The sequence below is a fragment of the Asticcacaulis sp. AND118 genome, from assembly GCF_020535245.1.
Lineage (GTDB): Bacteria > Pseudomonadota > Alphaproteobacteria > Caulobacterales > Caulobacteraceae > Asticcacaulis.
In genome coordinates, this window is the sequence record NZ_CP084910.1 from 1,415,050 (window position 1) to 1,441,004 (window position 25,955).

24 protein-coding genes are annotated in these 25,955 nt (G+C 61.5%); 11 read left to right on the top strand and 13 right to left on the bottom strand.

The window, feature by feature from the left end; all coding sequences use genetic code 11:
* Positions 1–28: 28 nt before the first annotated feature.
* The 5 genes from LH365_RS06825 to LH365_RS06845 form a co-directional block, all read right to left on the bottom strand.
* Complete coding sequence (locus LH365_RS06825; RefSeq protein WP_226745412.1) at positions 29–319, bottom strand: hypothetical protein; 291 nt, start codon at positions 317–319, stop codon at positions 29–31.
* Entirely contained in the window at positions 316–579 is a 264-nt protein-coding gene (locus LH365_RS06830) for a DUF6117 family protein (RefSeq protein ID WP_226745413.1), read from the bottom strand. Before LH365_RS06830 ends, LH365_RS06825 begins: the two co-directional genes overlap by 4 nt.
* Positions 576–992: a hypothetical protein gene (locus LH365_RS06835; protein WP_226745414.1), complete on the bottom strand. Its 417-nt coding sequence runs from the start codon at positions 990–992 to the stop codon at positions 576–578. The genes LH365_RS06830 and LH365_RS06835 overlap by 4 nt, the downstream gene beginning before the upstream one ends.
* A 126-nt stretch (positions 993–1,118) precedes the next feature.
* Positions 1,119–3,230 (bottom strand): ParB/RepB/Spo0J family partition protein, encoded by a 2,112-nt coding sequence (locus LH365_RS06840; protein ID WP_226745415.1) that lies wholly within the window; start codon positions 3,228–3,230, stop codon positions 1,119–1,121.
* Between the two features lie 159 nt (positions 3,231–3,389).
* Positions 3,390–4,340, bottom strand: a complete 951-nt coding sequence (locus LH365_RS06845) for an ArdC family protein (RefSeq protein WP_226745416.1) — start codon at positions 4,338–4,340, stop codon at positions 3,390–3,392.
* 231 nt (positions 4,341–4,571) lie between these two features.
* Between LH365_RS06845 and LH365_RS06850 the strand changes: the two genes are divergently transcribed.
* The 5 genes from LH365_RS06850 to LH365_RS06870 are packed head-to-tail and all read left to right on the top strand — an operon-like array spanning position 4,572 to position 10,730.
* Positions 4,572–5,165 carry a DUF6088 family protein gene (locus LH365_RS06850; protein ID WP_226745417.1) on the top strand — a complete coding sequence of 198 codons (594 nt, stop codon included), beginning with the start codon at positions 4,572–4,574 and terminating at the stop codon, positions 5,163–5,165.
* The gene (locus tag LH365_RS06855) at positions 5,158–6,174 is read left to right on the top strand and encodes a nucleotidyl transferase AbiEii/AbiGii toxin family protein (RefSeq protein WP_226745418.1); all 1,017 of its coding nucleotides are present in this window, start codon (positions 5,158–5,160) and stop codon (positions 6,172–6,174) included. Before LH365_RS06850 ends, LH365_RS06855 begins: the two co-directional genes overlap by 8 nt.
* Before the next feature lie 11 nt (positions 6,175–6,185).
* A complete protein-coding gene (locus tag LH365_RS06860; protein ID WP_226745419.1) occupies positions 6,186–7,973 on the top strand; it encodes an ATP-dependent endonuclease in 1,788 nt (595 codons plus the stop codon).
* Positions 7,974–7,982: 9 nt separating this feature from the next.
* Entirely contained in the window at positions 7,983–9,809 is a 1,827-nt protein-coding gene (locus LH365_RS06865; protein WP_226745420.1) for a UvrD-helicase domain-containing protein, read from the top strand.
* 3 nt (positions 9,810–9,812) lie between these two features.
* Positions 9,813–10,730, top strand: coding sequence for a 3'-5' exonuclease (locus LH365_RS06870; RefSeq protein WP_226745421.1), 918 nt, complete (start codon positions 9,813–9,815; stop codon positions 10,728–10,730).
* An 18-nt stretch (positions 10,731–10,748) separates the two neighbouring features.
* On the opposite strand, the gene LH365_RS06875 is transcribed toward LH365_RS06870, so the two are convergent.
* The 4 genes from LH365_RS06875 to map all read right to left on the bottom strand — a co-directional run bounded on the left by LH365_RS06875 (position 10,749) and on the right by map (position 14,029).
* A complete protein-coding gene (locus LH365_RS06875) occupies positions 10,749–11,195 on the bottom strand; it encodes a thermonuclease family protein (RefSeq protein ID WP_226745422.1) in 447 nt (148 codons plus the stop codon).
* Complete coding sequence (locus tag LH365_RS06880; protein WP_226745423.1) at positions 11,192–12,433, bottom strand: site-specific integrase; 1,242 nt, start codon at positions 12,431–12,433, stop codon at positions 11,192–11,194. Before LH365_RS06880 ends, LH365_RS06875 begins: the two co-directional genes overlap by 4 nt.
* A gap of 119 nt (positions 12,434–12,552) precedes the next feature.
* Positions 12,553–13,206: a RadC family protein gene (locus tag LH365_RS06885; RefSeq protein WP_226745424.1), complete on the bottom strand. Its 654-nt coding sequence runs from the start codon at positions 13,204–13,206 to the stop codon at positions 12,553–12,555.
* A 10-nt stretch (positions 13,207–13,216) separates the two neighbouring features.
* On the bottom strand, positions 13,217–14,029 hold the full coding sequence (gene map, locus LH365_RS06890) for a type I methionyl aminopeptidase (protein WP_226745425.1): 813 nt from the start codon (positions 14,027–14,029) through the stop codon (positions 13,217–13,219).
* 179 nt (positions 14,030–14,208) lie between these two features.
* On the opposite strand from map, the gene LH365_RS06895 reads away from it, so the two are divergent.
* The 3 genes from LH365_RS06895 to LH365_RS06905 are packed head-to-tail and all read left to right on the top strand — an operon-like array spanning position 14,209 to position 15,896.
* Positions 14,209–15,090, top strand: coding sequence for a division plane positioning ATPase MipZ (locus LH365_RS06895; protein WP_226745426.1), 882 nt, complete (start codon positions 14,209–14,211; stop codon positions 15,088–15,090).
* A gap of 27 nt (positions 15,091–15,117) precedes the next feature.
* Positions 15,118–15,558, top strand: coding sequence for a molecular chaperone DnaJ (locus LH365_RS06900; RefSeq protein ID WP_226745427.1), 441 nt, complete (start codon positions 15,118–15,120; stop codon positions 15,556–15,558).
* A 35-nt stretch (positions 15,559–15,593) separates the two neighbouring features.
* The gene (locus LH365_RS06905) at positions 15,594–15,896 is read left to right on the top strand and encodes a hypothetical protein (RefSeq protein ID WP_226745428.1); all 303 of its coding nucleotides are present in this window, start codon (positions 15,594–15,596) and stop codon (positions 15,894–15,896) included.
* 137 nt (positions 15,897–16,033) lie between these two features.
* On the opposite strand, the gene LH365_RS06910 is transcribed toward LH365_RS06905, so the two are convergent.
* Positions 16,034–17,434, bottom strand: coding sequence for a D-alanyl-D-alanine carboxypeptidase (locus tag LH365_RS06910; RefSeq protein ID WP_226745429.1), 1,401 nt, complete (start codon positions 17,432–17,434; stop codon positions 16,034–16,036).
* 374 nt (positions 17,435–17,808) lie between these two features.
* On the opposite strand from LH365_RS06910, the gene LH365_RS06915 reads away from it, so the two are divergent.
* Positions 17,809–18,243: a phasin family protein gene (locus LH365_RS06915; protein ID WP_226745430.1), complete on the top strand. Its 435-nt coding sequence runs from the start codon at positions 17,809–17,811 to the stop codon at positions 18,241–18,243.
* 210 nt (positions 18,244–18,453) lie between these two features.
* On the opposite strand, the gene LH365_RS06920 is transcribed toward LH365_RS06915, so the two are convergent.
* Positions 18,454–18,990 (bottom strand): GNAT family N-acetyltransferase, encoded by a 537-nt coding sequence (locus LH365_RS06920; protein WP_226742945.1) that lies wholly within the window; start codon positions 18,988–18,990, stop codon positions 18,454–18,456.
* Between the two features lie 231 nt (positions 18,991–19,221).
* On the bottom strand, positions 19,222–21,507 hold the full coding sequence (locus LH365_RS06925; RefSeq protein WP_370639717.1) for a S9 family peptidase: 2,286 nt from the start codon (positions 21,505–21,507) through the stop codon (positions 19,222–19,224).
* A 151-nt stretch (positions 21,508–21,658) separates the two neighbouring features.
* Between LH365_RS06925 and LH365_RS06930 the strand changes: the two genes are divergently transcribed.
* Positions 21,659–22,543, top strand: a complete 885-nt coding sequence (locus LH365_RS06930) for a serine protease (protein WP_226742947.1) — start codon at positions 21,659–21,661, stop codon at positions 22,541–22,543.
* Between the two features lies 1 nt (position 22,544).
* On the opposite strand, the gene LH365_RS06935 is transcribed toward LH365_RS06930, so the two are convergent.
* Entirely contained in the window at positions 22,545–24,305 is a 1,761-nt protein-coding gene (locus LH365_RS06935; protein WP_226742948.1) for an acyl-CoA dehydrogenase, read from the bottom strand.
* A gap of 209 nt (positions 24,306–24,514) precedes the next feature.
* Between LH365_RS06935 and LH365_RS06940 the strand changes: the two genes are divergently transcribed.
* On the top strand, positions 24,515–25,810 hold the full coding sequence (locus LH365_RS06940) for a YceI family protein (RefSeq protein ID WP_226742949.1): 1,296 nt from the start codon (positions 24,515–24,517) through the stop codon (positions 25,808–25,810).
* The last annotated feature ends 145 nt before the right edge of the window (positions 25,811–25,955 follow it).

Here is a 25,955-nt window from a genome sequence, read left to right on the forward strand (position 1 = left end):
GTGGGGCGCTTTTCGAAGGGGTTTAGTTCTAGAGCCCATCCGCGATCTCGGAGGCGACGAGTCTGCGGGCTTTGCGGAGCAGGTCGTCGCCGCAGGTATCGACGTGGCCGAAAAAACGGGCACGCGCGCCATTTTCTGTCCAGTCGGCATAGGTGCAATATTCTCGAGCGTTGGATCGAAACGCCCGCATATCGCTGGCCCAATGCGGCTTGGGCTCGACAACGACGGTGAGGTCGCCTCTGGTTTCCGGCCAGGGCAGGGACCGTTCATGCGGCGGATGCTGGCGATCCGCCGCGAAGATGGCGTCGATGTCGGTCATGGCGCCTCTCCCGGATCGGTCCGTACGAAGCCTTCAGGATCGCCAGGATCGGGCGGCAGGTAGGCGTCATAGGGGTTGCCGTCGGCGAGATGGCCGAAAGGCGTGAAGACGTAATCACCATCGTCTCGCCCCACGGCGCAGATGACGTAGCGCGGAATGCCCGTCGCCGCGTCGAGGCACTGCATGAGGGCGAGATTGCCGTCGCCCGCCGCGCGCAGCAGGGTCTGGAAATTGCTCCGGGCATGGGCGGGGATGCTCATAGCGGACCTCCCACGCTGGAGATGGTCTCGGCAAGCCAGCCATCGGTGTATATCCAGTCCACAGTCTCGCCGGTGGCGAGGTCGAGGACGTGGGCGCCGCCGCCGAAGCCGTCGAGACGCGGCCGCGAGCAGGTATTGCCGTATTGAAAGCCCCATCTGCCTGTCAGGCCGAACTCGGCGGCGCAGCGGTTCACGAACTGGATAACGCGCTCGGGATCGCCGGTCACGTCGTCGCGTATCCAGAGTTGGCTGCCGCCGTGCTCGGGCTGGATCGAGAGAAGAAAGCCTTCGGAGGGCGGCTCCTCCGACGCGCCTTCCGCGGCCTGTGTGTTGTAGAGGGCGAGCGCACGGGCGGCGTTCTCGGGCGTGCCGACGTCCAGCAGGCACGAGAAATGAGTGAAATAATCGGCCATGACAGGCTCCTGATACGAGAAAGCCCAGCCCGCGTGGCATCGCCACGCAAACTTTGGGTCTTGGGGCCGGGCTGAGAGGGTGGAGAAGGAAGGTGCAGGACGGCAGTTGCCGTCCCGCATAGCCCGCTATTCGGCGGCGACGGCGTGCGAAGCCTCGTCCTCTTCGTCGGAGAGCGCCTCGTCGTCATCGAGGAATGCGGGGAGCGCTTCGTCGCCTTCGCCGTTCATGGCCGGTTCGTCCTGATCGACCAGGCGAAGTGGCTCGGGCAGCCAGCCGGTGTCGGCCAACAGGCGTTCGGCTTCCTTGGCCATGTCGCCCTTTTTCAAATGGTCGATGAGCCCTGCTGCCCGCTCGCCCGCGCCCTCCCGAACGGCTTCGAGAATGCGGGGCTTGGTGACGCGGCCGAGATAGTTGCCAACAGTCGGCTTCCAGCCCGCCGTCGCCATGTCGAGGCCAACCGCTCGCGCCAACCGGTCGGCCTGCGCCAGGCGCACATCCAAACCATGCTGACTGATGCCCGATCCGTAAGGGTTTGGCCGCTCGAACAGGGCGTTCACGCCGAAGCTGACGCAATGGGCGAGCAGATCGAGGCGTGTGCCATCGTCGAGGTGAGCCAACCAATCCCAGAGCCCCTGATCGTCAGCAGGAACATGATCGCCCCAGCGCTCGTGCCGTTCGGCGACCTCCCGCGCCGCTGTGCTGTCCTTCAATTCCTCGGACTGTGCCGAGAAGAAGATATGATTGACGCGGGCCTCGAGGCAGCCAGCGGGCGCGGTGCGCCGGAACGTGTCGCTGACCAGCTTGTGCAGCAGCATGGTCATGGCGACATCCGGATGTTCGGCCACCGCGTTGCGCAGAGCCAGCGTACGATGCGCGGTTAATTCGATGACGAGGCGCTCGGGCAGCGGCTTGATGCCATCCTCTTCGTCGTCTTCCGGCTCCGCAGGCTGGCCGCCGATCGTGATGACGGCGCGATGAACGGCGGGCGCGGCCTGCTGGTCCACTTCGCCGTCAACCTCCGCCGCATCGCTGCCTTCGGTCCCAACGTGACGTTCATCCTCAGGACGGACATAGCCGCGATCCACCGACAGTGAGCCGTCGGCATCGAGACTGACGAAGACGCCGGCGATGGCAATTTCGGCCGGATCGTAGATCGACGGGCGCTGCTCGAAGGCGTTGAGCGCTTGTTCGATCTCGCCGAGTCTCGCGTCGATCTCGTCGGGCAGTTCGTCGGCCTCGCCATATTCGGCTTCGAGCCTGTCATATTCCTCGCGCAACGCCTCACGAGTGGCACGTTCCTCTTCGGTCAGGTCGACTGCGACGCCGACAAGCGCCCGCAGTCCATGCTCGTGTCCGTAGGGAAAGCTCAAGCTGGCTTCGACCCATTTCCAGCCTTCGCTTGCGATCTCGTCGGCGACGGTCTTCAGCTTTTCGGCTACCAGGCGGTCGAGCAAGGCGGCATCTTGAAGCCAGCCGCCATCGTCGGACTGGAACAGGTCGCGCAGCACGGTGCCGCCGGCCGCCTCATAGGCTTCGATGCCCACAAAGACGGCTCGCTTGTCGGAGGCCCGTACTGTGGTTTCGGTTAGCATCCGGCGGATGTGGTAGGGTTCTTTCTGCCAGCCATCCTTGATCGCGTCCCAGACCTGTTCCTGTCGGGCATGGTCGGAACTGACGGTGAAGGCCATGAGCTGTTCGAGCGTCATGCCGTCGTCGGCGTAGATTTCCAGTAAGGTTGGCGAAACGGACGCGAGGCGCAGGCGCTGCTTGACAATATTGACGCCGATAAAGAAGGCGGCGGCGATGGCTTCCTCAGTCATGCCCTTGTCCCGCATGGCCTGAAAGGCGCGAAACTGATCGAGCGGGTGGAGGGGGGCTCGCTCCATGTTCTCGACGAGCGACACTTCCTCGATCAGAACGTCGCTATTGGCCTCACCGACCACACAGGGGACCGGCGCCGTCTTGGCCAGGCGCTTCTGCTTCACCAGCAGTTCAAGGGCGCGGTAGCGACGGCCACCGGCGGGCACCTCGAACATCCCGGTTTCGGTGCCGTCGGCGTCGAGGATGGGGCGGACATGCAGGGACTGGATGAGGCCGCGCCGGGCGATGGACTCGGCCAGCTCCTCGATCGAGACGCCAGCCTTGACGCGCCGAACGTTGGACTGGCTCAGCGCCAGCTTGTTAAAGGGAATGTCGCGCGCCGACGACAGGGTGATCTTCTGAATGGCAATCGCCATGTTCCTTACTCCGCGACGGGCGGCCGGGAGCCTCTCTCTCGACCTCCAACCCGTCACGAAGCGAAGCGCCGCCCTCTCACTCTTTGAGGGCAGCGCCAGGCCAGCGGAAAAGCGTAAAGCCGGAAATCCGCATCGTCGCCTTTCCGGTTTTCAGGATCGTCATGCCGCTTCCCGTTCGTCGCCAGGGACGCCCGCAACTGCGTCCGGCAGGTGAGCGAGCAGCCAGTCGGCTGCCTTGCTTGCCTGGGAGGCGGCGCGGACGATAGCGCGGTTGTCCTCGCGCAACACCTCAAGCCAGGAGCCGATATAGTCAGCATGGCGGACGGTGGGCGTGATACCGAGCGAGGCGCAGCAGAAGGCTGCGTTTATCTCAGCAATCAGTTCCTCGAAGGCGTATGTCTTTGAGCCGAAGGAACCGGAGAAATCGCGGTTCAGGCGCGAGGGGTGGCCCGTCGCGTGCCCCATCTCATGCAGGGCCGTCCTGTGCCAGTTGATCGGCTCGAAATACCTGTGGGGCGGCGGCACCTGCACATAATCGTGTGTGGGCACATAGAAGGCGCGGTCGCCGCCGATGCGGAAGTCGATGCCGGTCGCCTGGATCAGGGCCTCGACCTGTGGTTCGATGAGGCCGGGCGGAGGTGGTGGAGCCACGATGGCGACATCATCTGGCAGGCCGTCGCATTGCGCCGTATTGAACACCGTGAATCGTTTGAGGAACGGGATCGCGGCAGCTTCCTCGCCGGTCGCGCGGGCGCGGCGCTTTTCGTCCTCCGGGGTGAAGCGATCGGCATAGACGACGGTGGTGCCGCGTTCGCCTTTGCGGACGTTGCCGCCAAGCGACAGGGCCTGGCGGAAGGTCAGCCAGCTCTGACCTGGAAAGCCGTGCTGGATCACCGCGCCCCAGAGGATTAGCACATTGATGCCCGAATAATGCCGTCCGGTCGCGGCGCTCCTCGGCATGGCGAGGGGTGCCTTGGCTGCGACGGTCCCCCAGGGCTGGACCCAAGGGAAGCGGTCGGCCTCCAGTTCGGCGATAATTTTGCCGGTGATGTCGTCGTAAAGGCTTGTCCGGTTGGAACTGGGGCGCCCGCTGCGGTTACTCCTGAACATCGTCGTTCTCCATGACGGGCGCCAGAAACCTCTTTTCCGACCTTCAACCCGTCACGGAAAACCCGTCCACACTCTCACTCTCGGGGGCGTTGCGGGGTCTCCCCGCAGAAGGGGTTGGCCGAGACCTCGGCTCGGTCACAGGGGAATGCCTTCCCCATATCAAGCTGCATTCCCAAGGGCTTCCTTGAAAACTGTCAGAAACTCGCGTATATTTCCGACAGGAGAAAGACAATGACACGGCTGACCGAACAAATTCTGGCCCATGCAACGGGATTGCCCGAAGGTGCCCCCTTGTCTGCTAAGGGCCTGCTTCACCTCGGAAACCGGGCGGCCGTGGATCAGGCATTGTCGCGCCTGACCGAGCGCGGGCAACTCATCCGTGCCGGTCGCGGCATCTATATGCGTCCCATCGCCAGCCGGTTCGGCACGCGCGCGCCATCGGTCGAACAGGCCGTTGAGGCCCTCGCGGCCCAGAAAGGCGAGATCATCGTCTCGAACGGCGCTGCCGCGGCGAACGCCCTTGGTCTAACGACGCAAGTGCCCGTCCGCTCCGTCTATCTGACCTCCGGGCGCAGTCGGAAAATGCACCTCGGAAAGCAGGTCGTGGAATTGCGACACGCGCCGCGCTGGCAACTTGCCCTCGCCAATCGCCCGGCGGGGGAGGTCGTGCGAGCGCTGGCCTGGCTCGGCCCCGAAAGGGCGGAAGCCGCGCTGACGACCTTGAAGCGGAAGATGCCGTCCGGCGTGTTGGTAGAATTGGTTGCCGCCGCACCGCAGCTTCCGACATGGCTCGCGCAGAGCGTCGGAAAGGTGGCCTATGGCTGACGTCTTTCTCCAGCTGTCGGCCGAGGACCGGCGCGATGCGCTGGGCGTCGTCGCCGATCGCTCGGGCCGTCCCATCCATCTTCTCGAAAAGGATGTGTGGGTGGTATGGGCGCTCGCGACACTCTACGAAGCGCCTCTCGGGGAACATCTGGTTTTCAAGGGCGGCACGTCGTTGTCGAAAGCCTATCAGGTCATTCGCCGGTTTTCCGAGGATGTGGACCTGACCTACGACATTCGAGCGATCGCGCCCGATCTGGTCGGGGACAATGGCGAGGGGCTGCCGAAAACGCGAAGCGAGGAAAAGCGCTGGTCCAGCGAGGTCCGCAAGCGGTTGCCGGCATGGGTCGCGGATGCCGTACAGCCGGTGATCGCAAATGCGCTAGCCGCCGAAGGATTGGCGGCAGCCGTTCGCGTCGAGGATGACAAGCTCTTTATAGACTATGAGGCAACCGCGACCGGGTCCGGCTATGTCGCGCCCAGCGTTATGCTGGAGTTCGGCGCCCGTTCGACAGGAGAACCAGCTAGCCTGCGCGACGTCGTTTGCGATGCGGCCGGCCTGATCGATGGGCTGGTATTCCCGACGGCGCAACCGCGCGTCATGCACGCTGAGCGGACCTTCTGGGAGAAGGCGACGGCGATCCATGTCTTCTGCCTTCAGGAAAGGCTGCGCGGCGATCGCTTTGCGCGACACTGGCACGATGTTGTTCGGCTGGATGAAGCCGGCTTCGCCGACGCCGCTTTCGCCGATCGCGGCTTGGCCAACGCTGTCGCTCGCCACAAGTCGATGTTCTTCGCGGAGAAGGCAGCCGACCGCACGCCGATCGACTATGCAGCTGCGGTCAACGGCGGCTTGCAGCTCGTGCCGGTCGGCGACGGCGCGAAGGCGCTGGAGGATGACTATGCCCGCATGGTCGAGGATGGGCTACTCTTCGATGACGCGGAGTCGTTCGAAGCGCTCATGGCGCGATGCGCTGACATGGCAAGGCGGGCCAATCGAGCTGGTGCATAGAGGGGCGGACGGTGAAAATATACTCGGTAGCGATCGAAAACTTTCGCGGCATCCATTCGGCCAGACTTGTCCTGCCTGACCACGCCGTGTTGATCGGCGACAACAACACCGGCAAATCCTCGGTATTCGAGGCGATCGATCTCGCCTTGGGGCCAGACCGGCTTAGCCGGCGACCGCCAGTGGATGAGCATGATTTCTATCAGGGGCGCTATCTTCCCACACCAAATCCAGAGGCTCCGGACGGTGCTGAGCCAGGCCCCGCGCCAAAAATCACGATCGAGGTGACGATCACCAATCTGTCGCCGGAGCAGGAGGCGCGATTTGGAGCCAACGTCGAGTGGCTGAATACGGCTACCGGAAATTTTTATCAGGAGGCGAACCCGGCAGGGGTAGATGCTGCTGAGATCAAGGCGGCGCTACGCGTCACATTCGTCGGCGAATACGATCCCGATGAGGATGATTTTGTCGGCAACAGTTATTTCACGCGCAGCCTTTCGGAGGATGAGACGCCTGCGTCGTTCTCGAAGAAAGACAAGCAACATTGCGGCTTTCTTTTCTTGCGTTCTCTGAGGACCGGATCTCGGGCACTCAGCTTGGAACACGGCAGCCTGTTGGACATCATTCTACGGCTGAAGGAAATCCGGCCGCAGATGTGGGAAGGGACGATTGGAACGCTCGCAGCCTTCGATGTCGCAAGCGACCCGGCCATCGGCATTTCGGGGGTACTCGAGAGCATCGACAAATCGCTGAAGAAATACGTTCCGCGCGAATGGGGTGTAAAGCCGCACCTGAAAGTGTCGAACCTGACGCGCGAGCATTTGCGCAAGGTCATCACCGCGTTCATCGCTACTGGTGCGGGCGATCATGCCGCTCCCTTCTTTCGGCAGGGAACGGGTACGATCAACATGCTCGTGCTCGCGATGCTGTCACAGATCGCCGAGGATAAGCAGAATGTCATTTTCGCTATGGAGGAAGCCGAAACGGCCATTCCGCCATATGCGCAGAAGCGGATTGTCCATGAGCTGCGCAAGCTGTCGGCGCAGTCGCTCTTCACGTCGCACTCGCCCTATGTGCTCGAAGAGTTCAGTCTCGAGGAAACCGTCATCCTCTCGCGATCGGACGATGGCCAACTGAGCCAATCAAAAATTGAGTTGCCGGAGAGCATCAAGCACAAGCGTTATCGGCAGGATTTCCGAACCCGGTTTTGCGAAGGACTCCTTTCGCGCCGGGTTCTCATCGCCGAAGGTGCCACGGAGGCGACTTCCTTTCCTGTAGTGGCGCGGCGACTGGCAGAGCTTAACCCGGCTACCTATGCGTCTTTGGAAGCCTTGGGCGTCTGCGTGATAGACGCTGGAAGCGAGACCCAGATCGCCGACCTTGGAGCGCTGTACAAAAGCCTCGGGAAACGGACCTTTGCATTATGCGACAAGCAGACGGATGCCGCCAAGATGGCCATAGAGGCCCAGGTGGAACAACTGTTCATGCATGACGAGAAGGGTATTGAGGATATGATCCTCAAGAACACCACTCAAGCTGCCCTGGAGCGGTTTGCCGATCAGATTGATTGGCCGCAACACCTTCTCGTGAAATACCCTGATCCGAAGGCTCAGGCTTCTGCGGCGATTAAGGACTATTTTGGCTGGTCGAAAGGGAATTGGGGAATAGCTGAATTCTTGGCACAGTGTTCCGAGGCTGAGATTCCGCAATGGCTACGCAATGCCTGCGTTAAGCTGAAAGAGCTGTGTGATCCGCCGCCGGCGGCTGATGACGACGATCTATTCGCGGACCTTCTCGGATAGGGATGTGCGATGGTCGACCTAACCGAAACGCAGAAGGAAATTTTACAAGCCGGTGGACATCAACTCGTTACCGGCGGTCCCGGTTCGGGGAAGACTACCGTATCTATCCTCAAAGCGGCCAAAATTTCCCGGGAGAAATTGAAGCCAGGACAGCGCATCCTTTTTCTTAGCTTCGCGCGTGCTACCGTTTCGCGCGTTCTAGAGGCGATCGACGAAGAAAGCGCAATCACGCGGGAGGAGAGGCGACAGATCGAGGTCGATACCTACCATTCGTTCTTCTGGCGAATCCTCAAAGCGCACGGATACCTTGTCGGATTCCCAAGGCGTATGACGATCCTGACGCCTCCGAATGAGGCGATCGCGTTGTCGACGGTTCGAAGCGGCTACAAGGCGGCCAAGAATTTGTCGGACGAGGAAAAGGCAGAGAAGCGCTCGAAGGAGGAAGCGGAGCGCGCCCGGTTGGCGACAGAAGAAGGAAAGGTTTGCTTCGACCTGTTCGCGGGGCGAGTGGCAACCCTATTGCATGGCTCAGGTAAGGTCCGAGCACTCATCTCGACGATGTATCCGTACATTGTCTTGGATGAGTTTCAGGACACTAGCGAAGATCAATGGCGAGTCGTCCAGGCGCTCGGCACCAACAGCACTTTGATTGCTCTTGCCGACCCGGAGCAGCGCATCTTCGATTTCATCGGCGCCGATCCGGAAAGGTTGAACCACTTTAAGGCGGCTTTCGCCCCCACGATCCACGATCTCGCCGGTGACAACCATCGGAGCAAGGGCACCGAGATTGCCCTATTCGGGAACGACATCCTGACGGGAAAATTTCGTCAGAATGACTACAAAGGGATCGGCTGTACGCTGTTTGAGTCGAACCCCAACCAGGCTTATGCCTCACTGGTCGGTCAGGTGTTGCAAGCCCGGAAGCGGTTGATCGAGACCGGCCGCAGCGATTGGTCATTGGCGATTCTCGTGCCGACCAAAAAAATGACCCGGATGGTGTCGGATATTCTGCGTGAGCCATTCGGCAATGTCCCGCCGATTTCCCATACGGCCGCCGTCGACATGGAAGGCCCACTCCTAGCCGCAGAGATCATCGCCTTCCTGCTCCAGCAACGTCAGCATGACGGATGTTTCGATGAATTTGTCGAGCTGATATGCAGCTATTTCCACGGTCGAGGTGGCGCCACGCCGACCAAGGGAGACATGGACGAGGCTGCGCGCTTTCGCGCGGCACTGGCCAAGTGGAACGATTGTCTAGCGACAGAACGACCGACACCGGGGAACAGCGTCTTGAAGGGAACCTACTCCGTTCATCAAGCAGTTGCTGCTCTGACGTTCTCGGGTGATCCGGATGCCGATTGGGTCATGGTGCGCGGCGTGTTGGAAGCTGGGGCCTGCCAGCGACTGAAGGATGTCGCAAAGGACGCCCGCAACGTGCGCCTACTTGAGCGAGGTATGCAGCTGCGTCGTGGGTTGGCGCAGGATTGGCGCGACATCGGTGGCTATGGCAACGCCCTTGCAATCACCCGCCAGTCGTTTGTTCAAGAGCATTTCGCAACAGCCCATAAGCCGGAATCCGGCATCGTGGTGATGAACATGCATAAGGCGAAGGGAAAGCAATTCGACGAGGTTGTGATCTTTGAAGGATGGCCAAAACGGTTCAAGGGCGAAATCGTGGCAAATCCTGATCGGATCGTTTCCGGCAACGTCCACGACGGCGTGATGACACAGGCGCGTCAGAATTTTCGGGTCAGCGTAACGCGTGCCAAGGAACGCACGACGATCATGACACCAAGGGATGACGTCTGTGTTTTACTCAGGCCTGGAGCGGCGTGACCCATGACGCTGGACATGAATTGTAGAACGACGTCTTCTGACCATCTGGAGACCCTGGCGCACACACTGGAGGCCACGGGGGACTACCGGGTGATCCGGCGTCTCAAGCCGCGCCCTCGCACCGTTCCGCCTTCCGGCACACCGCTGCGCCTTGGCCTGTTGGTCGATGTGGAGACGACGGGGCTCGACCCTCAGCGCGACGAGATCATCGAACTCGCGATGACGCCGTTCAACTACGGCTTGGATGGCACGGTTTTTAGCGTGGGCGACAGCTTTCAAGGTATGCGTCAGCCGAGCGAGCCTATCTCCCCGGAAATCACTGCGATCACGGGGATCACGAATGAAATGGTGGCCGGTCAGATCATCGATCCCGGCGTGGTGACCACATTCGCGGCGCCGGCTTCACTCGTTATCGCACATAACGCCGCGTTCGATCGCCGCTTCCTAGAAAGATTCAGCGACGTATTCTCCACGAAGCCTTGGGCCTGTTCGCTTAGCCAAGTCGACTGGGCATCGGAGGGGTTCGAGGGCACGAAGCTTGCCTATCTCGCTCAAGCCGCCGGCTTCTTCTACGAGCGCCATCGCGCGCTGCACGACTGTCTTGCGACGGTCGAGTTACTGGCTATGCCGCTTCCTAGATCTGGTGTCACGGGCCTCAGCCGCCTCCTAGAGGGAGCCCGTGCCATTTCTTGGCGCATCTGGGCGGAAAACTCGCCCTTTGACCTAAAGGAAATTCTCAAGGCGCGGGGATACCGCTGGAACGGCGATCCCGGTCCGCAACCCCGTGCTTGGTATATCGACGTTCCCGAAGCCCAACTGGAGACGGAGCTGCGGTTCTTGAGAACGGAAATCTATCGGTATGAGGTCGATCCTCCGGTCCGGCGGATCGATGCGTATGCTCGGTTTTCAGACCGGATTTGAAGGTGATTGAAGGCTGGTTTATTGCTTGCCTGGGCCATATCCATTGCCGCCCTCAATAGTCCCGGCAGCTCTCAGCAGATCGCCGATGGAACGCCCACCGATCCGGCAAGCGGCGACGACGCGGTCGTAAGACTGGTGGTTGGCGACGCATTCCGCGCTCCGCCCCATCGCGATCTTTTCTAGCGCGGCCTTGGCGGCGGGTCCGTTGTGGGAGTGGAGTTCCGGCGCATAAAAATCCTCAAGCCGAATCTCTACCCAGTTGGCCGACCCTTGGCCCACAGCCACGCACAGAGAGTCACCGTCACCGACATATACCACGGGACCGGAGAAGTGCGCGCCGCGGTGTAGAAAGGACGGCATCGGCCCACGATCCGGAATAGCCTTGCAGGGATCAGCTTTGGCGACGGTCGCTGTAGCCAGCACGGTTAGCAATGCCAACCCGATTTTGAGACGTTTATGGTTCATGCTGCTGCCTTCAACCGCTTTTTGGCCAGCATGGCACGGACGAACTTGTCCCATTTGGCCATGCCAGCGCGCTTCTCAACCATGTAGTTCCAGCGGTCGTAATGCTTAGAGCTGACATCCTGTAAGGCGTGGTTCTGGAGGCGGTCGCGCATTTCCTTCGGGATGCCAGCCTTGCCGGCCAAGGTTTTGAAGGTCCGACGAAGGTCGCGGTTGGTCGCATGGGGGATTACGCCGCGATCTCGCTGGCGCCAGATGAAGTTGTAGAGCGTGCCATGGCTGACGGGCTTTGATGGGTCTTTGGCAGACGGGAAAAACCAGCCGTACTCGTTTGGGATGATCGATTCGATCAGCTCAGCGGCCAAAGATGGCACTGGAACAGCGTGCGGCTGAAGATTCTTGGTCTTAGTCCAGTCGATGATCCGCTCTTTTGCGTCCCATTGATCAATATGCAGGCGAGCGATTTCCTCGACTCGTTGGCCGGTCAACATGATGATCTGAACGGCGCGTGCATAGGGCGGATGAACCGGGGTGTCGGGGCATTCGAGCCAGCGATAGAGGCGAACGAACTCGTCCTCGCTCAACCAGCGCGTCCCAATTGTCTTGGGTTCCGTCGGTATGCCCGCAGCGGGATTGTAGGTCAGACGGAAGCGACGCGCGGCGGTGGACCGATAGTCGTGCTCGGATTTCAAGCCCCAGCTGAAAGCGGATCGAATATAGCTGCGTACATGATCGGCCATTGAACGTTTGCCGCGCTCATATATTGGTCGAATGATCGCCGTGATCTCATCCGGCTCGATGTCGCGGGCCGGGCGGTTTCGGCCGAGTGTATCCGCGATTTTGTTGAGGCCCTTTTCAGCTTCCTTCCAGGACGATTTCCCGCCATCCTTGAGATACGCTACATAAGCCTCGAACAGGTCCGCAACCGTCCCCGGCCGCGTGTCGCCGGCTATTTTTATGCTTCGGCCTTTCTGGATCATGTCAGCGAAGTCGCGATTGAATAATTCGCGCGCCTTGCTGAGGGGCATCGACGGATAGGAGCCGAGTTTCTTCTTGAGGCGTTTCCCGTCGCGCCATTGCTGCGCCATCCAGTCCGCGGTCACGCGGGTCGGCATGGGCTTCATGACGAGGATCAGGCGGCCGGTCCCGTGACCCTCGCCGTCGACCAAGGTAAGCTGCTTGCCGGTCGTTTCCACCTGCTTCAAGGCGCGGCGAATTTCTCCATCTGTAAGGCTTGGCATTGGGGTTCTCCGTCGGCTTCCAACTGGGGTCGCTCGACGGGTTCGTGGGGTCGGCGACTGGGGGCAAAAAGGGCTTCGATCCCCTTAAAACCGACCCCAATATGCCACAGTGACCGACTCTACGACAAGCTAAAAATGTGTTGTGTTTCAGTATGATGGTGCGTGATTGAGCGTGACTTAAAAGGCCAAGTGGGATGGTTGTGCACCAGAATCACCGACGACGCCGACAGCTCCAGCGCCCGGCGCATGATCTCGCGCGGATAGGCCGGGGCGTGGTCGACCGTGCCGTAATTCATGATCTCGTCAGCGATAAGCTGGTTCTTCTTGTCGAGGAACAGCAGGCGGAACTGCTCGCGCGGTTCGTGGGCCAGGGTCACGCGCAGATAAGACAGGAGCGCCTGCCAGCTTGAAATGACCGTGCCGCGCTTCAGCGGCTCGGCCATCAGCCGGCGTGTCCCTTCGAACATCAGTTGCAGATCGAGCGCGATGTCGGGTGTCATCTTCAACGCCCGACCTTTGTTGTCGAGTGCCGAGACCTGAAGCATGTCCTCCAGCGGCGCCGACAACACGGCGGACAGGCCGCCGAAACGGCTCAGCAGCGCCTTGGCCAACGGTTTCACGTCGCGCTGGGGGATCGAGCGGAAAAGGAAGAGTTCCAGCAGTTCGTAATCGGGCAGGACCGACACGCCGCCGCGCCTTGCCCGATCGCGCAGCCGCTGACGATGGCCGCCGTGGTCTGGTAATTCGGTTGTCGGCGGCTCCCCCTCAGCCATATCCGATGCCTCAGATCACCGGTTGGGGACGGAACTTGTCCGAGGCCGTGAATATCTCAATCCCGTCCTTCGTCACGCCGATGCTGTGTTCGCACTGGGCCGTCAGCGACTTGTCGCGCGTCACAGCGGTCCAGCCGTCATTGAGCACCTTCACCTCCGGGCGGCCGAGATTGATCATCGGCTCGACGGTGAAGAACATGCCTTCTTCCAGCACCGGGCCGGAACCCGCGCGGCCGAAGTGCAGGACGTTCGGATTGTCGTGGAAGACCTGACCCAGACCGTGGCCGCAGAAGTCGCGCACTACGGTGCAGCGCTGGGCTTCGGCATATTTCTGGATGGCGTGGGCGATGTCGCCGAAGGTGTTGCCCGGCTTGATCTGCTCAAGGCCGAGGCGCAGCGATTCGTAGGTCACGTCGACCAGGCGCTTCGCCTTCTGGTTAACGGTGCCGACCTCGTACATGCGCGAGGTGTCGCCGTGCCAGCCGTCGACGATAGCCGTAACATCGATATTGACGATGTCGCCGTCTTTCAGCGTCTTGGCTTCGGACGGGATGCCGTGACAGACCACGTGGTTCGGCGAAATACAAACCGTGTGCTGATAGCCGCGATAGAAGACACAGGCGGGCAGGGCGCCGTGGTCGAAGATGAATTCGCGCGCCAGATCGTCGAGATAGGAGGTCTTCACGCCCGGCGTTACGTAGGGGATGAGCATGTCGAGGCATTCGGCGGCGACCTTGCCGGCGCGGCGCATGCCTTCGAAACCCTCGGGGCCGTGGATTTTGATACGGTCGGTGCGGGTGATGTAATCGCTGTCTGTGGTCATGGCGGCAATATAGTCCCTGCCTCATCAAATGGCTAGGGTTTAAGGCTTTGCGACGGACCGGACGTGCGGGGGCGTCCCTCTGTCCACGTCAAAATGTTAACCCATTATTGACCTATTGCGGGTCTGCCCCAAAATGAAGGGACCGGATCAGGACGTGATTCGGGTGTGGAGTGAAAGTCATGTCGAACGCGCGCATTCTGGTTTTTGGCAACGAAAAGGGCGGGGCAGGTAAGTCCACAGTCGCCATGCACGTTGCCGCCGCCCTGCTGCATCAGGGCAAGCGCGTCGCCATTATCGACCTCGACCTGCGTCAGCGCTCGCTGGCGCACTTCTTCGAGAGCCGCAAGAAGTGGGCGGCGGCCAACGAAAAGATACTGCCGCACGCCGTCGAGCCCTTTCTCCACAAGACTCCCGCCGAACTGGTCAAGGCGCCGGACGCCGAGGCCAAGGCCGCCTTCGACCGCGCGCTCAGCGAAGCCATCGACGTCGCCGACTATGTGATCATCGATACGCCGGGCGGCGACAGCTTCCTGTCGCGCCGCGCTCACGCCGTGGCCCACGTCATCATCACGCCGATGAACGACAGCTTTATCGATTTCGACCTCTTGGGTCAGGTCGATCCGGTGACTCTGGACGTCAAACGCCCGTCGATCTACGCCGAAACCGTGTGGAACTCACGCAAGACCCGCGCCACCTGGGACGGCAAGACGATCGACTGGATCGTGCTGCGCAACCGTCTGGCCACCAATCAGGCGCGTAACGCCAAGCGCATCGACGACCGGCTTCAGGCGCTGGGCAAGCGCATCGGCTTCCGCGTCGCGGCGGGCCTGCGCGACCGCGTCCTGTACCGCGAACTCTTCCCGTTCGGCCTGACTGTGCTCGACCTCAGCGAGGATATCAAGCCGGTGGCCGTATCGATGGCGCACGTGTCGGCGCGCAGCGAAATCCGCGCCGTCATGCTGGCGCTCGACCTCGAAAACGAGGCCGCCGTCTCCGAACAGTTGACGGAACTGGGGCCTCAGCTAGAAACGGACGAGGACGATTTCGAAGCGGCTGAGTAATTCGGCCGCCGTCCGGGACAACGCCCTGTGTATCTGATCATCGCCGCCGTCGCCGCCTTTGCCCTGCTGGTCTGGGTCGGCCGTCAATCGCGGCTGGGCAAGCTCAAACCCGGCCCGTGGATCAGGCAAAAGCGCGCCTTGATCGCCGTAGGGGCCGTGGCCGTGGCCATGGCGGGTGTCATTTGCGTGGCGCGAGGACAATACATTCTGGCCAGCATTCTGGTGTCCATCGCCTTTGCCATGGCGGGCGGGGCGCGGTATCGCCCTGAGCCCAGACCGGCGGGGGCGTGGACACATGCCGAGATCGAGGCCTATCGTACGCTGGGGCTGGAGGTCGGGGCCGACCGCCGCGCCATAGTGAAAGCATGGAAACAGCACATGAAGGCGGCACACCCGGATCAGGGCGGTTCGGACGCGCTAGCGGCGAAGCTCAACGCGGCGCGGGACACGTTATTGAAGAAAAGATAGAAAGGGCAGGGGACGCGTCCCCTGCACCCCCATTGATGAGTGATGTCGATAACCTGACTAAGCGAATGCAAGAAGCTAAAAGGGACGAGTTACTGATGCTTCTTGCGATGAGTATTTCTGAATTTACCCTTACGGGGCGTTTCCATTATTGCAATGATCAGGAATTGCAGCGTTTGCGCGATGTCAATGAAGCCATACATCGGCTTTCAGGTCATCTGAGAGATTTGTGCGATCCTGAGATGCCGCTTACGCAAAGTCGTGCCGAAGGAATCCGTGAGCAATTGGGCTTACTGCCTTTTCAATCGGTGGCTCGTATATTGGTTGTTAGACCTCGTTAAAGTTCTGGGGTGTGGGGTCCGCGACCCCACGCCTTAGATCTCTCAAAAGAAAAGCCCAACTTCAAGAAGCTGGGCTTTTCTTTTGAGGTAAAGTTTTGGGGCCACTAAGAAGCTTCTTTGGTCCCAACGCCCTAACCTTACGACTTCACCACCATGCAATCGAGACGCTTGGCCTCGATGGCCTTGCAGGCCTTTTGCGCCTCGGCCTTGGTCATGTCGATAAAGCGCGTGCGATAGCGGCCGGCTTCGTTCTTCGACACTTCGCTTTCGACGGCTTTAAGGGTCGGGAAGCGCTTCTTGACGTCCTTGGCCCAATCGGCGGCCAGCGACTTTTGCTTGAAGGCGCCGACCTGAATGGCCCAGACGGCGTCCGGGTCCTTTTTCTTCTTCTTGGCCGCGGCGGTGGTCGAGGTCTTCTTCGCCGAGGCCTTGTCGTCGGCGGCCTTTTCAGCCTTGCTCAGGGCGGCCACTACGCCGGGGGCCTTGGCCGTGCCCGACAGGCGCTGAACGGTCGCGCCGTCCTCGGTGTCCTGCGCGTCGAGCGCCGCCATCAGGGCGGTGGAATCGCCGACCACCTGATATTTCGGTGCCATGGCGCTGCGGAATTCGTTCTGGGCGACGAGAATCTCCTCGCCCTTGTCGCGGCGGGCGAAGACGTCGAAGCCGGTATTCATCAGGCTGGTGACGTGCTCGCGACGCTGGGCCTTGTCCGAGCCGCCCAGCATGACGGCGATCAGGCGGTGCTTGCCCTTGCGTTGTGAAGCAACGAGGTTATAGCCGGCGGCGTTGATATAGCCGGTCTTCATGCCGTCGACGCCCGGATAGGCCAGCAGCGGATTGTGGTTCGTATAGGTGCGGCCGTTGAACTGCACCGAACGCACGTGGAAATATTCGTAATATTGCGGGAAGTCGCGCATCACGGCGCGGGCCAGCACCGCAAAATCGCGCGCCGACGACACCTGACGCGAGTCAGGCAGACCCGAAGCGTTGACGAAGTTCGAGCGCGTCATGCCCAGTTCCTGCGCCTTGACGGTCATCAGGGCGGCGAAACGCTGTTCCGAACCGCCGATGTGCTCCCCCAGAGCGGCGGCCAGATCGTTGGCGGAATAGGCGGCGATCAGGCGCATGGCCATGTCGACCGTGATGGTGTCGCCGGCCTTCAGGCCCGACTTGGTGGGCGGCATGGATGCCGCGTGCGAGGAGAGGGTGATGACGTCGTCCGGCTTGAGGCGGCCCTGCGCCATTTCCTCGAATGCCATGTAAAGGGTCATGACCTTGGTCAGCGAGGCGGGGTAGCGCGGGCTATCCGCGCGCATGGCGTAGAAGACTTCGCCGGACTGCGCATCGACCACGATGGCGGCATAGCGGTCGCTGGCCGCCGGGTCCTGAGCACGGGCCGGAGATACGGCCAGAACACCGATCAGGGCCAGGGCGGCGGCGGTCGTCGCCAGCATCGCCTTGAGCGTGCCGCCATCTTTGGCGGCGACCCGAACCTTGGCTGCCCCCACTTGGGCCGCATAAGAAGTCTTTTGACGCATTCGCATATCCCACTTGTTTACGCTGCTACTGACTGAACGGCGACCAAACGCCGCAAGGGGAGAGGGTTAAGCATAACACCATGAAAGGAGAGGTCTGTCAGGCGCTAAATTAACCCGTGCTTAACAGCAGACCGCGATTTCCTTACCAAGCCCTTACAGAAGCCTTTATTTTTGACCAAAATGCGCCCGGATTCGTCCGCAGGGCGAGGAAAGGACATCACGATTGCGTTAGTTTTTGTGCAGCGCACAATAATCATTGACCTCATGCTGCGATTGCGTTATACACAGGATCATTACGGGTGACCTGCAAATACCAACGGCGCGTTCAACCCGGTTTTTAGACATCCCGCCTAACCCTATGTGGAGATAATGCCATGGTTGATACCGAAACCTACAAGTCGACCGTCGAAAAAGTGACCGCTGCCTCGAACCAGGCGTTCAAGGACGGCGTCGAGAAGACGCTGGGTGCGCTGAACGAAGTCAATACGCTGTCGAAGGCCAATGTCGAAGCCGTCGTCGAAAGCCTGACCGCCGCCACCAAGGGCGCCGAAACCGTTGGCGCGCAAGCCGCGGCCTACAGCAAGAAGAGCTGGGAAGAAGCCGTTTCGGCTGCCAAGACGCTGTCGACCGCCAAGTCGGTGCAGGAAGTGATCGAACTGCAGTCCTCCTACGCCAAGTCGGCGCTCGAAGCCTATGTGTCGGAAATGAACGCCCTGACCGAGACCCTGTCGGCCTCGTTCAAGGACACCTTCAAGCCGATCAACGCGCGCATGACCGCGACCGTCGAGAAGTTCCAGTCCTACCGTTAATTCACGGTTCGGTCTGAAAAAACAAATCCCCGCAAGCGACTGCGGGGATTTTTTTGTTTTGGATTGGCCACGGAAAACACAGAAAGCACGGAAAAAGGACGCCATCACGATCCGCCCCAAGGGGCTGATGCGACCCTGTAATGGGCGCTTCGCGCGATCTTTCCCCGCGATGAAGTCCGTGCTTTCTGTGTTTTCCGTGGTTGAAATCTCTTACGTCCCCCAGCCCTTGCCCTGGGCGGGACCGTCGGTCGGACGCAGAGCCTTGCTCATGAAGATGACATCGAGCCAGCGGTCGAATTTGTACCCCGCCTGCGGCAGCTTGCCCGTATGCTCGAACCCCGCAGACTCGTGCAAACGGATCGAGCCGGTATTTTCCGCGTCGCCGATGACGGCATACATGTAGTAGAAGCCGGCCTCGGTCGAGGCCTTGATCAGCGCCTCAAGCAGCGCCTTGCCCACGCCCTTGCCCTTGTGATCGGGGTGGACGTAGATGCTGTCCTCCACGCCGTAGCGGTAAGCGATGCGTTCGCGAAACGGAGAGGCGTAGGCATAGCCGATGACGGTCTTGCCTTCGACCGCCACCAGATAGGGCAGGTTCATCGCCCGCAATTCGTACCAGCGCGTCATCATGTACTGCGCCGTCGGCGGTTCGGTATCGAAGGTGCCGGTGCCGTGCAGGACGCCGTCCTTGTAGATGTCGGCAATGGCGGCGAAGTCGGTGACCTGAACCTTACGTATTTCGGGCATGGGAAGCTCTAACAGAACAGTCGGTTTCTCCTCCCTGTGCCGAAGGCATGGGGAGGTGTCAGGACGCGAAGCGGACTGACGGAGGGGGATGACTCAGGTCTTTTCCTCAAACTCGATATCTGGTTCAGGGACTGAGTCTCTAAAATCTTCGGAGGTATCCCCCTCCGTCATTTTCGCTACCGCTCAAATGCCACCTCCCCATCGCTGCGCGACAGGGAGGAGGGTGTTAAATCAGGCTGGTTTCGTCCAGCCCTTGTCCAGCGCCCAGATGGCGAAGGCGTAGTTCAGAGCGGTTTCTTTCAGGCGGTCGAAGCGGCCCGAAGCGCCGCCGTGCCCGGCCTCCATATTGATCTTGAGCAGGATGGGCGAACCTGAGGTGGTGTATTCGCGCAGCCTGGAGGCCCATTTCATCGGCTCCCAGTAGGTGACGCGCGGATCAGACAGGCCGCCCGTCGCCAGCACCGGCGGATAGGCCTTCGTCGTCACATTGTCGTAGGGCGAGTAGGAGGCGATATATTCGTAGGCCGCCTTGTCTTCCAGCGGGTTGCCCCATTCCGGCCATTCCGGCGGGGTCAGCGGCAGCGAGGTGTCGCTCATGGTGTTGAGCACGTCGACGAACGGCACCTGACCGATGACGCCGCCCCACAGGTCCGGACGCAGATTGGTGACGGCGCCCATCAGCATGCCGCCGGCGGAACCGCCCTGCGCCACGATGCGGCCCTTCGCGCCGTAACCGTTGGCGATCAGGTGCTCGGCCGAAGCGATGAAATCGGTGAAGGTGTTCTTTTTCTTGAACTTGCGCCCGTCGAGGAACCAGTTGTAGCCCTTTTCCGTGCCGCCGCGGATGTGGGCGATGGCGTAGATGAAGCCGCGATTGACCAGACTGAGGTTCGACACCGAGAAGGTCGGCTCCATCGACAGGCCGTAGGAGCCGTAACCGTAGAGCAGCAGCGGCGCGGAACCGTCGAGCGGGGTGTCCTTTTTCATCAGTACGGTCACCGGCACTTCGGCGCCGTCCGGGGCCTTGGCGTAGAGGCGCTTGGCGACATAGTCAACGGGATTATGACCCGAAGGCACGACCTGCGTCTTGCGCAGGACCTTTTCCCTGGTGGCCATGTCGTAGTCATAGGTCTGGGCCGGGGTGGTCGGCGAGGTGTAGTTGTAGCGCATCACCGTCGTGTCGTATTCCAGCGACCCGCCGAGGCCCAGCGCATAGGCCTCTTCCTTCACCGCGATCTCGTGCTCGCTGAGGTCGGCCTTGGCGGTGATGACGATGCGCGAATTGGCGTTTTCGCGCTCGGTGCGCACCATATAGCCCTTGAACAGGCCGAAACCGGTGACGTAGATGCCCGGACGGTGGGCGATCCACGGCTTCCACGTCGAGCGCGCCGGCACGGCGGCGGTCGAGGTCATGATCTTGAAATCCACCGCCTCGTCGGCATTGGTCAGAATGACGAAACGCCCCTCTCCACTTTCATCTCCCCAGCGGTCGATCTGATATTGCACGCCCGTCTTGCGCGGCTCGACCACCACGGGGGCGGCGGTCGGCGTCTTGACCGGGATGAGGCGCGCCTCGCTCGTTTCGTGGTCGTTGATGCTGACCAGAATGTGGCTTTCGTCCGAGGTCAGGCCGACGCCCATGAAAAAGCCGGGATCGGTCTCTTCATAGACCAGCACGTCCTCGCCCCCCTTGGCCGGCCGGCGGTAGAGCTTCGACGGACGACCGTTATCGTCGCGGAAGGTCCAGAAGATGTATTGCGAATCCGGCGTGAAGAGGAAATCGCCCGTGGCGCTTTCGACCGGCGTGCCCAGCCGTTTGCCGGTGGCGAGGTCCTTCACGAAAATCCTGTAGACCTCCGAGCCCTGCGTGTCCTCGGCCCAGGCGTAGAGCTTGTGATCCGGGCTGTGGGTCGTGGTCGCCGTGGCGTAGTATTCGTGACCCTTGGCGGCGGCGTCTTCGTCGAGCAGGATTTGTTCGTCGGCGGGAATCCTGGCGAAGGGCACGGTTTCGGTGCTGATCTTGGCCTCGCCGCGTGGCTTGCGGGCGTTGATCGGGTGCTGACCGCCGATATTGTAGCGGATATAGTATTCCCACTGACCGTCCGGCGCGGGCACCGAGGAGTCGTCTTCCTTGATACGGCCCTTGATCTCTTCGAAGATGGTGGTCTGCAGCGCTTCGGTCGGCTTGAGCAGGGCGGCCGTATAGGCGTTTTCCTCGATCAGTTGCGCCTTGACGTCGGCCTTGATCGCCGCCGGGTCGCGCAGGACGGCCTGCCAGTTGTCGTCCTTCATCCAGAAATAGTCGTCGGTGCGCCTGAAACCCAGTTGCTCGATGGTGTGCGGCTTCTTCAGGGGCTTGGGGGCAGGGGTTTTTGACATCAGGCTCTCTGCGGCAAAGACGGGGGAGGGGCTTAGAACCAGGCCCGCACTCACGACCGTATTCAGGGCAACGGTGGCCCCGAGGCTGTAGTTCAGGAAGTTTCGACGATTAAGGGCGCGGACCGGGTGGTTTTTCATAGGGGCACCTTTGACAAATTGCGTTTCCGACGCAAGGATGAAGTGGGTTGAGGTTGATATGATCCACGTCTCGGCGTCAACTTACGGCTTGTTTATTTCGCGGCGCGGTTTGGGCATGGTTTCGGCCCATTTGGGGGGTAAGTAATAAGGGATGGATGCTGACCTGACCCTCAACCTGATCGACGCCACCGTGCAGATCGACCAGCCGGTAAACGATCAGAAGCGCATGGTGGGCACCGGCTTCCTCGTGGCCGTGCCGCGCGAAGGCGCCGCGCCCGAAGTGGTGCTGGTGACCGCCGCTCACGTCTTCGAGCGTATGCCGCAGAACGAGGTGCGCATCGGCTGGCGCGTCAAGGCCGCTAACGGCGCCTGGCAGTACAGCCCGACCCGCATTCCCATCCGCACCGACGCCGGGCCTTTGTGGACGCAGAACCCCAAGCAGGACGTGGCGGTCATCGCCGTTCAGGTGCCGCCCGCCTATAAGGATAAGGCGATTCCCTTAAGCTGGCTGGCCGACGAGCGCAGCTTTGATCAACTGCACGTCTCGCCCGGCGACGAGATGATGACGCTCGGCTATCCGCACGGCTATTCGGCCAATACGATCGGCTTTCCCATCCTGCGCGCCGGACGGCTGGCCTCGTATCCTGTGGGGCCGGTGTCGAGCTTCCCGACCTTTCTGATCGACCTGACGGCCATCCCCGGCAATTCCGGCGGGCCGGTCTTCATGACCGACCGCACCGAGCGCGGTCCGGGGACGGAAATGCCCAGCGTGACCCTGGTGTCGGGTATCCTGACCAAGCAGGTCGAGGTCAATTCGCAGCGGCTCGAACTGGGGCTGGTCACCCACGCCGTCTTCGTGCGGCAGACCATCGAGCAGATGTACGCCGCGCGTGGTCAGGGGCCCGGCGTCAGAGCCGGGGTGACCTCTTCGGCGTCTCCGCCGCCGGTGGTTATCCTGCCGAAAAAGGCCGCCCCCGCACCGGCTAAGGCGCCGGCCAATAACGCCGCGGCCGGTCAGAAGAAGCCCAACCCCTGACTTAGGACAGCGCTTCCGGCGACAGGGCCTCAAGCGAGGCCGCGCCGGCGGTGAGGGCGGCCTTCAGCGCTTCAGCGTGCGGCAGGACGTGCGCGGCGTAGAGCTTCCACAATTCGATCTTGCCTTTCAGCCACACAGGGTCGCCGTCATTGGCCGCAAGCCGGCCGCTGGCGGCCAGCGCGCCGCGCAGCAGGACGTAGCCGCCGACCACATCACCGGCCAGTTTCAGATAGGCCGTGGCCCCGGCCTGCACGTCGGCGGGGCGGGATTTTTTTTGTCCCACCAGCCACAGGCTGGCGGTTTCGAAGGCTTTCAGGGCCCCGCGCAAGGCTTCAACCGATGTTGCAATATCTGACGGCAAGCTGTTGTTCAGTATAAAACTTTCGATATCCTGTTTAAGTTCTACCGCAGAAGCGGCGTCGTCGCCCAGCTTGCGCCCGACAAGGTCGCCGGCCTGAATGCCGTTGGTGCCTTCATAGATGGGGGCGATGCGCGCGTCACGGTAATGCTGGGCCGCGCCGGTCTCTTCGATAAAGCCCATGCCGCCGTGGACCTGCACGCCCGTCGACGCCACCTCGACCCCGACATCCGTGCCCCAGGCCTTGGCGATGGGGACGAGGAAATCCTCACGGCGTTTGACCCGCGCATCGCCGCTCAGGCGGTGTTCGTCGGCGGCGATGGCGGTCAGCAGACAGATGCCGCGCGCCGCTTCGATCTTCGCCTTGGACAGGGCCAGCATCAGCCGCACGTCCGGATGGTCGAAGATGGGGGCCTTCTTTTCGCCGGTGAGGATCGAATTGCCCTGACGGCGTTCCCGCGCATAGGCCAGCGCCTGCTGATAGGCGCGCTCGGCAATCCCCACGCCCTGCACCCCGACGGCGAGGCGGGCGGCATTCATCATGGTGAACATGGCCATCAGCCCCTGATGCGGTTGCCCGACCAGTTCGGCCTGCGCCCCTTCAAACGCCATGACGCAGGTCGGCGACGCGTGGATGCCTAGTTTATGTTCCAATCCCACGGCGCGCAGGCTGTTGCGCGCGCCCAGCGAGCCGTCTGCGTTGACAAGGTATTTCGGGCACAAAAACAGCGAGATACCCCGCGTGCCTTCAGGTGCGCCGGGAAGTCGCGCCAGCACCAGATGCAGGATATTGTCGCGCGTTTCGTGATCGCCCCAGGTGATGAAGATCTTCTGTCCGGTCAGGCGATAGGCGTCGCCGTCCGGCACGGCCTGCGTGGTCAGAAGCGCCAGATCGGACCCGGCCTGCGGCTCGGTCAGGTTCATCGTTCCCGACCACTCGCCGCTGGTCAGGCGCGGCAGATAGAGCGCCTTTTGCCGTTCGGTGCCGTGATGGTGCAGGGCCTCGATCGCCGCCTGCGACAGGGTGGGGTAAAGGGCAAAGGCCATATTGGCGGCATGGAACATTTCATAGGCCGCCATCTCCAGCGCCTTGGGCATGGCCTGACCGCCGTGCGCTTCGGGGGCGCCCAGTCCGGCCCAGCCGCCTTCGGCAAAGGCGGAGACGGCCTCGGCAAAGCCGGGCGCGACGATGACCTGACCGTTTTCCAGCTTGGCCCCGTGGGCGTCTCCGACGCGATTGAGCGGGGCCAGCACCTCTTCGGACAATTGCCCGGCGGCGTCGAGAATGGCGTCGAGGAGGTCGCCGTCGAAGTCGGGATAGGCAGCGCTCTGGTACAGGCGCTCTATGCCCGTCACCGCGGTCAGGCTGAACTTCAGGTCCGCGAGCGGCGCACGGTAGGTCATGGGATTTCCTCGATATTATTCTACTGTCTTGGTGATGACGCATGACGTGGCGGCAGGGAAATTCACAGTTCCGTGAACTTCCCTTACGGCATTAGGCGCAATCGAACCGCCTGCGGAGCTTGATATGTAATTTATTTGGTTACATATAAGCGTTGATTTTCGCTTCCGGCCTGACATACTTGGTCCAGCTTACCCACAGGAGTCGTTTGATGACGTCCCCCCAAATAACGCCAAATGTCTACCACCGCGCCTCGCGCTATCTGCACTGGGCCATGGCTGCCCTGATCTTTTATATGGTCTTCCTCGGCTGGACGCTGGAGGACAAGGATGGCGGCCTCTTCTCGCGCTATCAGATGCACAAGTCGGTGGGCTTTCTGATCCTGTTGCTGACGGTGGTGCGGATCGGCCTGCGCGTAGCCTATAAGGCCCCGGCGGAAATCGAAGGACCGAAATGGCAGATGTGGGCGGCGCGTGCCGTGCATATCGCCTTCTACGTGCTGATGATCGGCCTGCCCCTGTCGGGCTGGGCGCTGGTCTCGACGGCCAAGGTGCCGGTGCCGACCCTGTGGTTCGGCGTACTGCCGATTCCGCACCTGCCGCTGGGGCATGAGACCCATGCGGTGTTCGAGAACCTGCACGGTATTTTCGCCAAGCTGATCTTCTATGTGCTGATCCCGCTGCACGTCGGCGCGGCGCTTATGCACCATTTCATCCACAAAGACGATACGGTGACGCGCATGTTGCCGGGGCTGGAGCCGAAACCGACGATCCTGCAAAGCGCGCTGAATGTGCGCTGGCTGGTGCCGGCGGTAGCGGTGGTCGGGGCCTTTGTACTGGCCACCTTCATGATGCGCGGGGCCCGCGCGCCGGAACCTGCCCCCGTGGCCGCGCCGGAAGCGATGGAGTCGGTCGCTGAAACCTCGCCCGAAGCCGGTGCGGTTGTCCCCGAAGCATCCTCAGCCTCGTCCACGGAATCCGCGGCTTCATCCACAGACCTATCCACACCCGTGCCCGTATGGGCGGTCAATAAATCCGCGTCGCACATCAACTTCGCCACCACCTTCAACGGCGAGGCCATCAAGGGCGGCTTCGGCAGCTATACGGCGGATATCGCCTTCGATCCGGAACGCCTCGATCAGTCCGGAGCGACGGTGGTGATCGATCTGGCCTCGGTCAACAGCGGCGATTCCACACGCGACGATACGCTGAAAAGCGACAGCTTCTTCAACACGGCCGCCAGTCCGAAGGCGACCTTCAAGGCGACGAATTTCACCAGGACGGGCACGGATCGCTACGTCGCCAAGGGCCGCCTGACCCTGCACGGCCAGACCAAACCGTTCGACCTGCCGTTTACCCTGAAAATCAACGGCAAGCAGGCGGTGATGACGGCGACGGCTAAGCTCAATCGCCTCGACTATGGCGTGGGCACGGGCGAATGGGCGGCGACCGACGCGGTGCCGAATGCCGTGTCGCTCGACCTCAAGGTCACGGCCACAACGAAATAGGGCTTACGCGCGCGATTCTCTGTGATAAAGCGCGCTCTCCTTTTCTCCTCCCTGTCGCGTAGCGATGGGGAGGGGGACCATCAAGCGCAGCGCAGAGGGTGGAGGGGGATAGCGCCTCTGCTTTAAAGGTCTCTGGCCTTGGCCG

Coding starts and splice junctions, on each gene's coding strand:
- LH365_RS06910 (WP_226745429.1), bottom strand. CDS start 17,434: ATGCGTCAAAAGACTTCTTATGCGGCCCAAGTGGGGGCAGCCAAGGTT.
- LH365_RS06840 (WP_226745415.1), bottom strand. CDS start 3,230: ATGGCGATTGCCATTCAGAAGATCACCCTGTCGTCGGCGCGCGACATT.
- LH365_RS06830 (WP_226745413.1), bottom strand. CDS start 579: ATGAGCATCCCCGCCCATGCCCGGAGCAATTTCCAGACCCTGCTGCGC.
- LH365_RS06885 (WP_226745424.1), bottom strand. CDS start 13,206: ATGGCTGAGGGGGAGCCGCCGACAACCGAATTACCAGACCACGGCGGC.
- LH365_RS06915 (WP_226745430.1), top strand. CDS start 17,809: ATGGTTGATACCGAAACCTACAAGTCGACCGTCGAAAAAGTGACCGCT.
- LH365_RS06895 (WP_226745426.1), top strand. CDS start 14,209: ATGTCGAACGCGCGCATTCTGGTTTTTGGCAACGAAAAGGGCGGGGCA.
- LH365_RS06845 (WP_226745416.1), bottom strand. CDS start 4,340: ATGTTCAGGAGTAACCGCAGCGGGCGCCCCAGTTCCAACCGGACAAGC.
- LH365_RS06865 (WP_226745420.1), top strand. CDS start 7,983: ATGGTCGACCTAACCGAAACGCAGAAGGAAATTTTACAAGCCGGTGGA.
- map (WP_226745425.1), bottom strand. CDS start 14,029: ATGACCACAGACAGCGATTACATCACCCGCACCGACCGTATCAAAATC.
- LH365_RS06880 (WP_226745423.1), bottom strand. CDS start 12,433: ATGCCAAGCCTTACAGATGGAGAAATTCGCCGCGCCTTGAAGCAGGTG.
- LH365_RS06925 (WP_370639717.1), bottom strand. CDS start 21,507: ATGAAAAACCACCCGGTCCGCGCCCTTAATCGTCGAAACTTCCTGAAC.
- LH365_RS06920 (WP_226742945.1), bottom strand. CDS start 18,990: ATGCCCGAAATACGTAAGGTTCAGGTCACCGACTTCGCCGCCATTGCC.
- LH365_RS06850 (WP_226745417.1), top strand. CDS start 4,572: ATGACACGGCTGACCGAACAAATTCTGGCCCATGCAACGGGATTGCCC.
- LH365_RS06930 (WP_226742947.1), top strand. CDS start 21,659: ATGGATGCTGACCTGACCCTCAACCTGATCGACGCCACCGTGCAGATC.
- LH365_RS06905 (WP_226745428.1), top strand. CDS start 15,594: ATGAGTGATGTCGATAACCTGACTAAGCGAATGCAAGAAGCTAAAAGG.
- LH365_RS06940 (WP_226742949.1), top strand. CDS start 24,515: ATGACGTCCCCCCAAATAACGCCAAATGTCTACCACCGCGCCTCGCGC.
- LH365_RS06870 (WP_226745421.1), top strand. CDS start 9,813: ATGACGCTGGACATGAATTGTAGAACGACGTCTTCTGACCATCTGGAG.
- LH365_RS06875 (WP_226745422.1), bottom strand. CDS start 11,195: ATGAACCATAAACGTCTCAAAATCGGGTTGGCATTGCTAACCGTGCTG.
- LH365_RS06855 (WP_226745418.1), top strand. CDS start 5,158: ATGGCTGACGTCTTTCTCCAGCTGTCGGCCGAGGACCGGCGCGATGCG.
- LH365_RS06825 (WP_226745412.1), bottom strand. CDS start 319: ATGACCGACATCGACGCCATCTTCGCGGCGGATCGCCAGCATCCGCCG.
- LH365_RS06835 (WP_226745414.1), bottom strand. CDS start 992: ATGGCCGATTATTTCACTCATTTCTCGTGCCTGCTGGACGTCGGCACG.
- LH365_RS06935 (WP_226742948.1), bottom strand. CDS start 24,305: ATGACCTACCGTGCGCCGCTCGCGGACCTGAAGTTCAGCCTGACCGCG.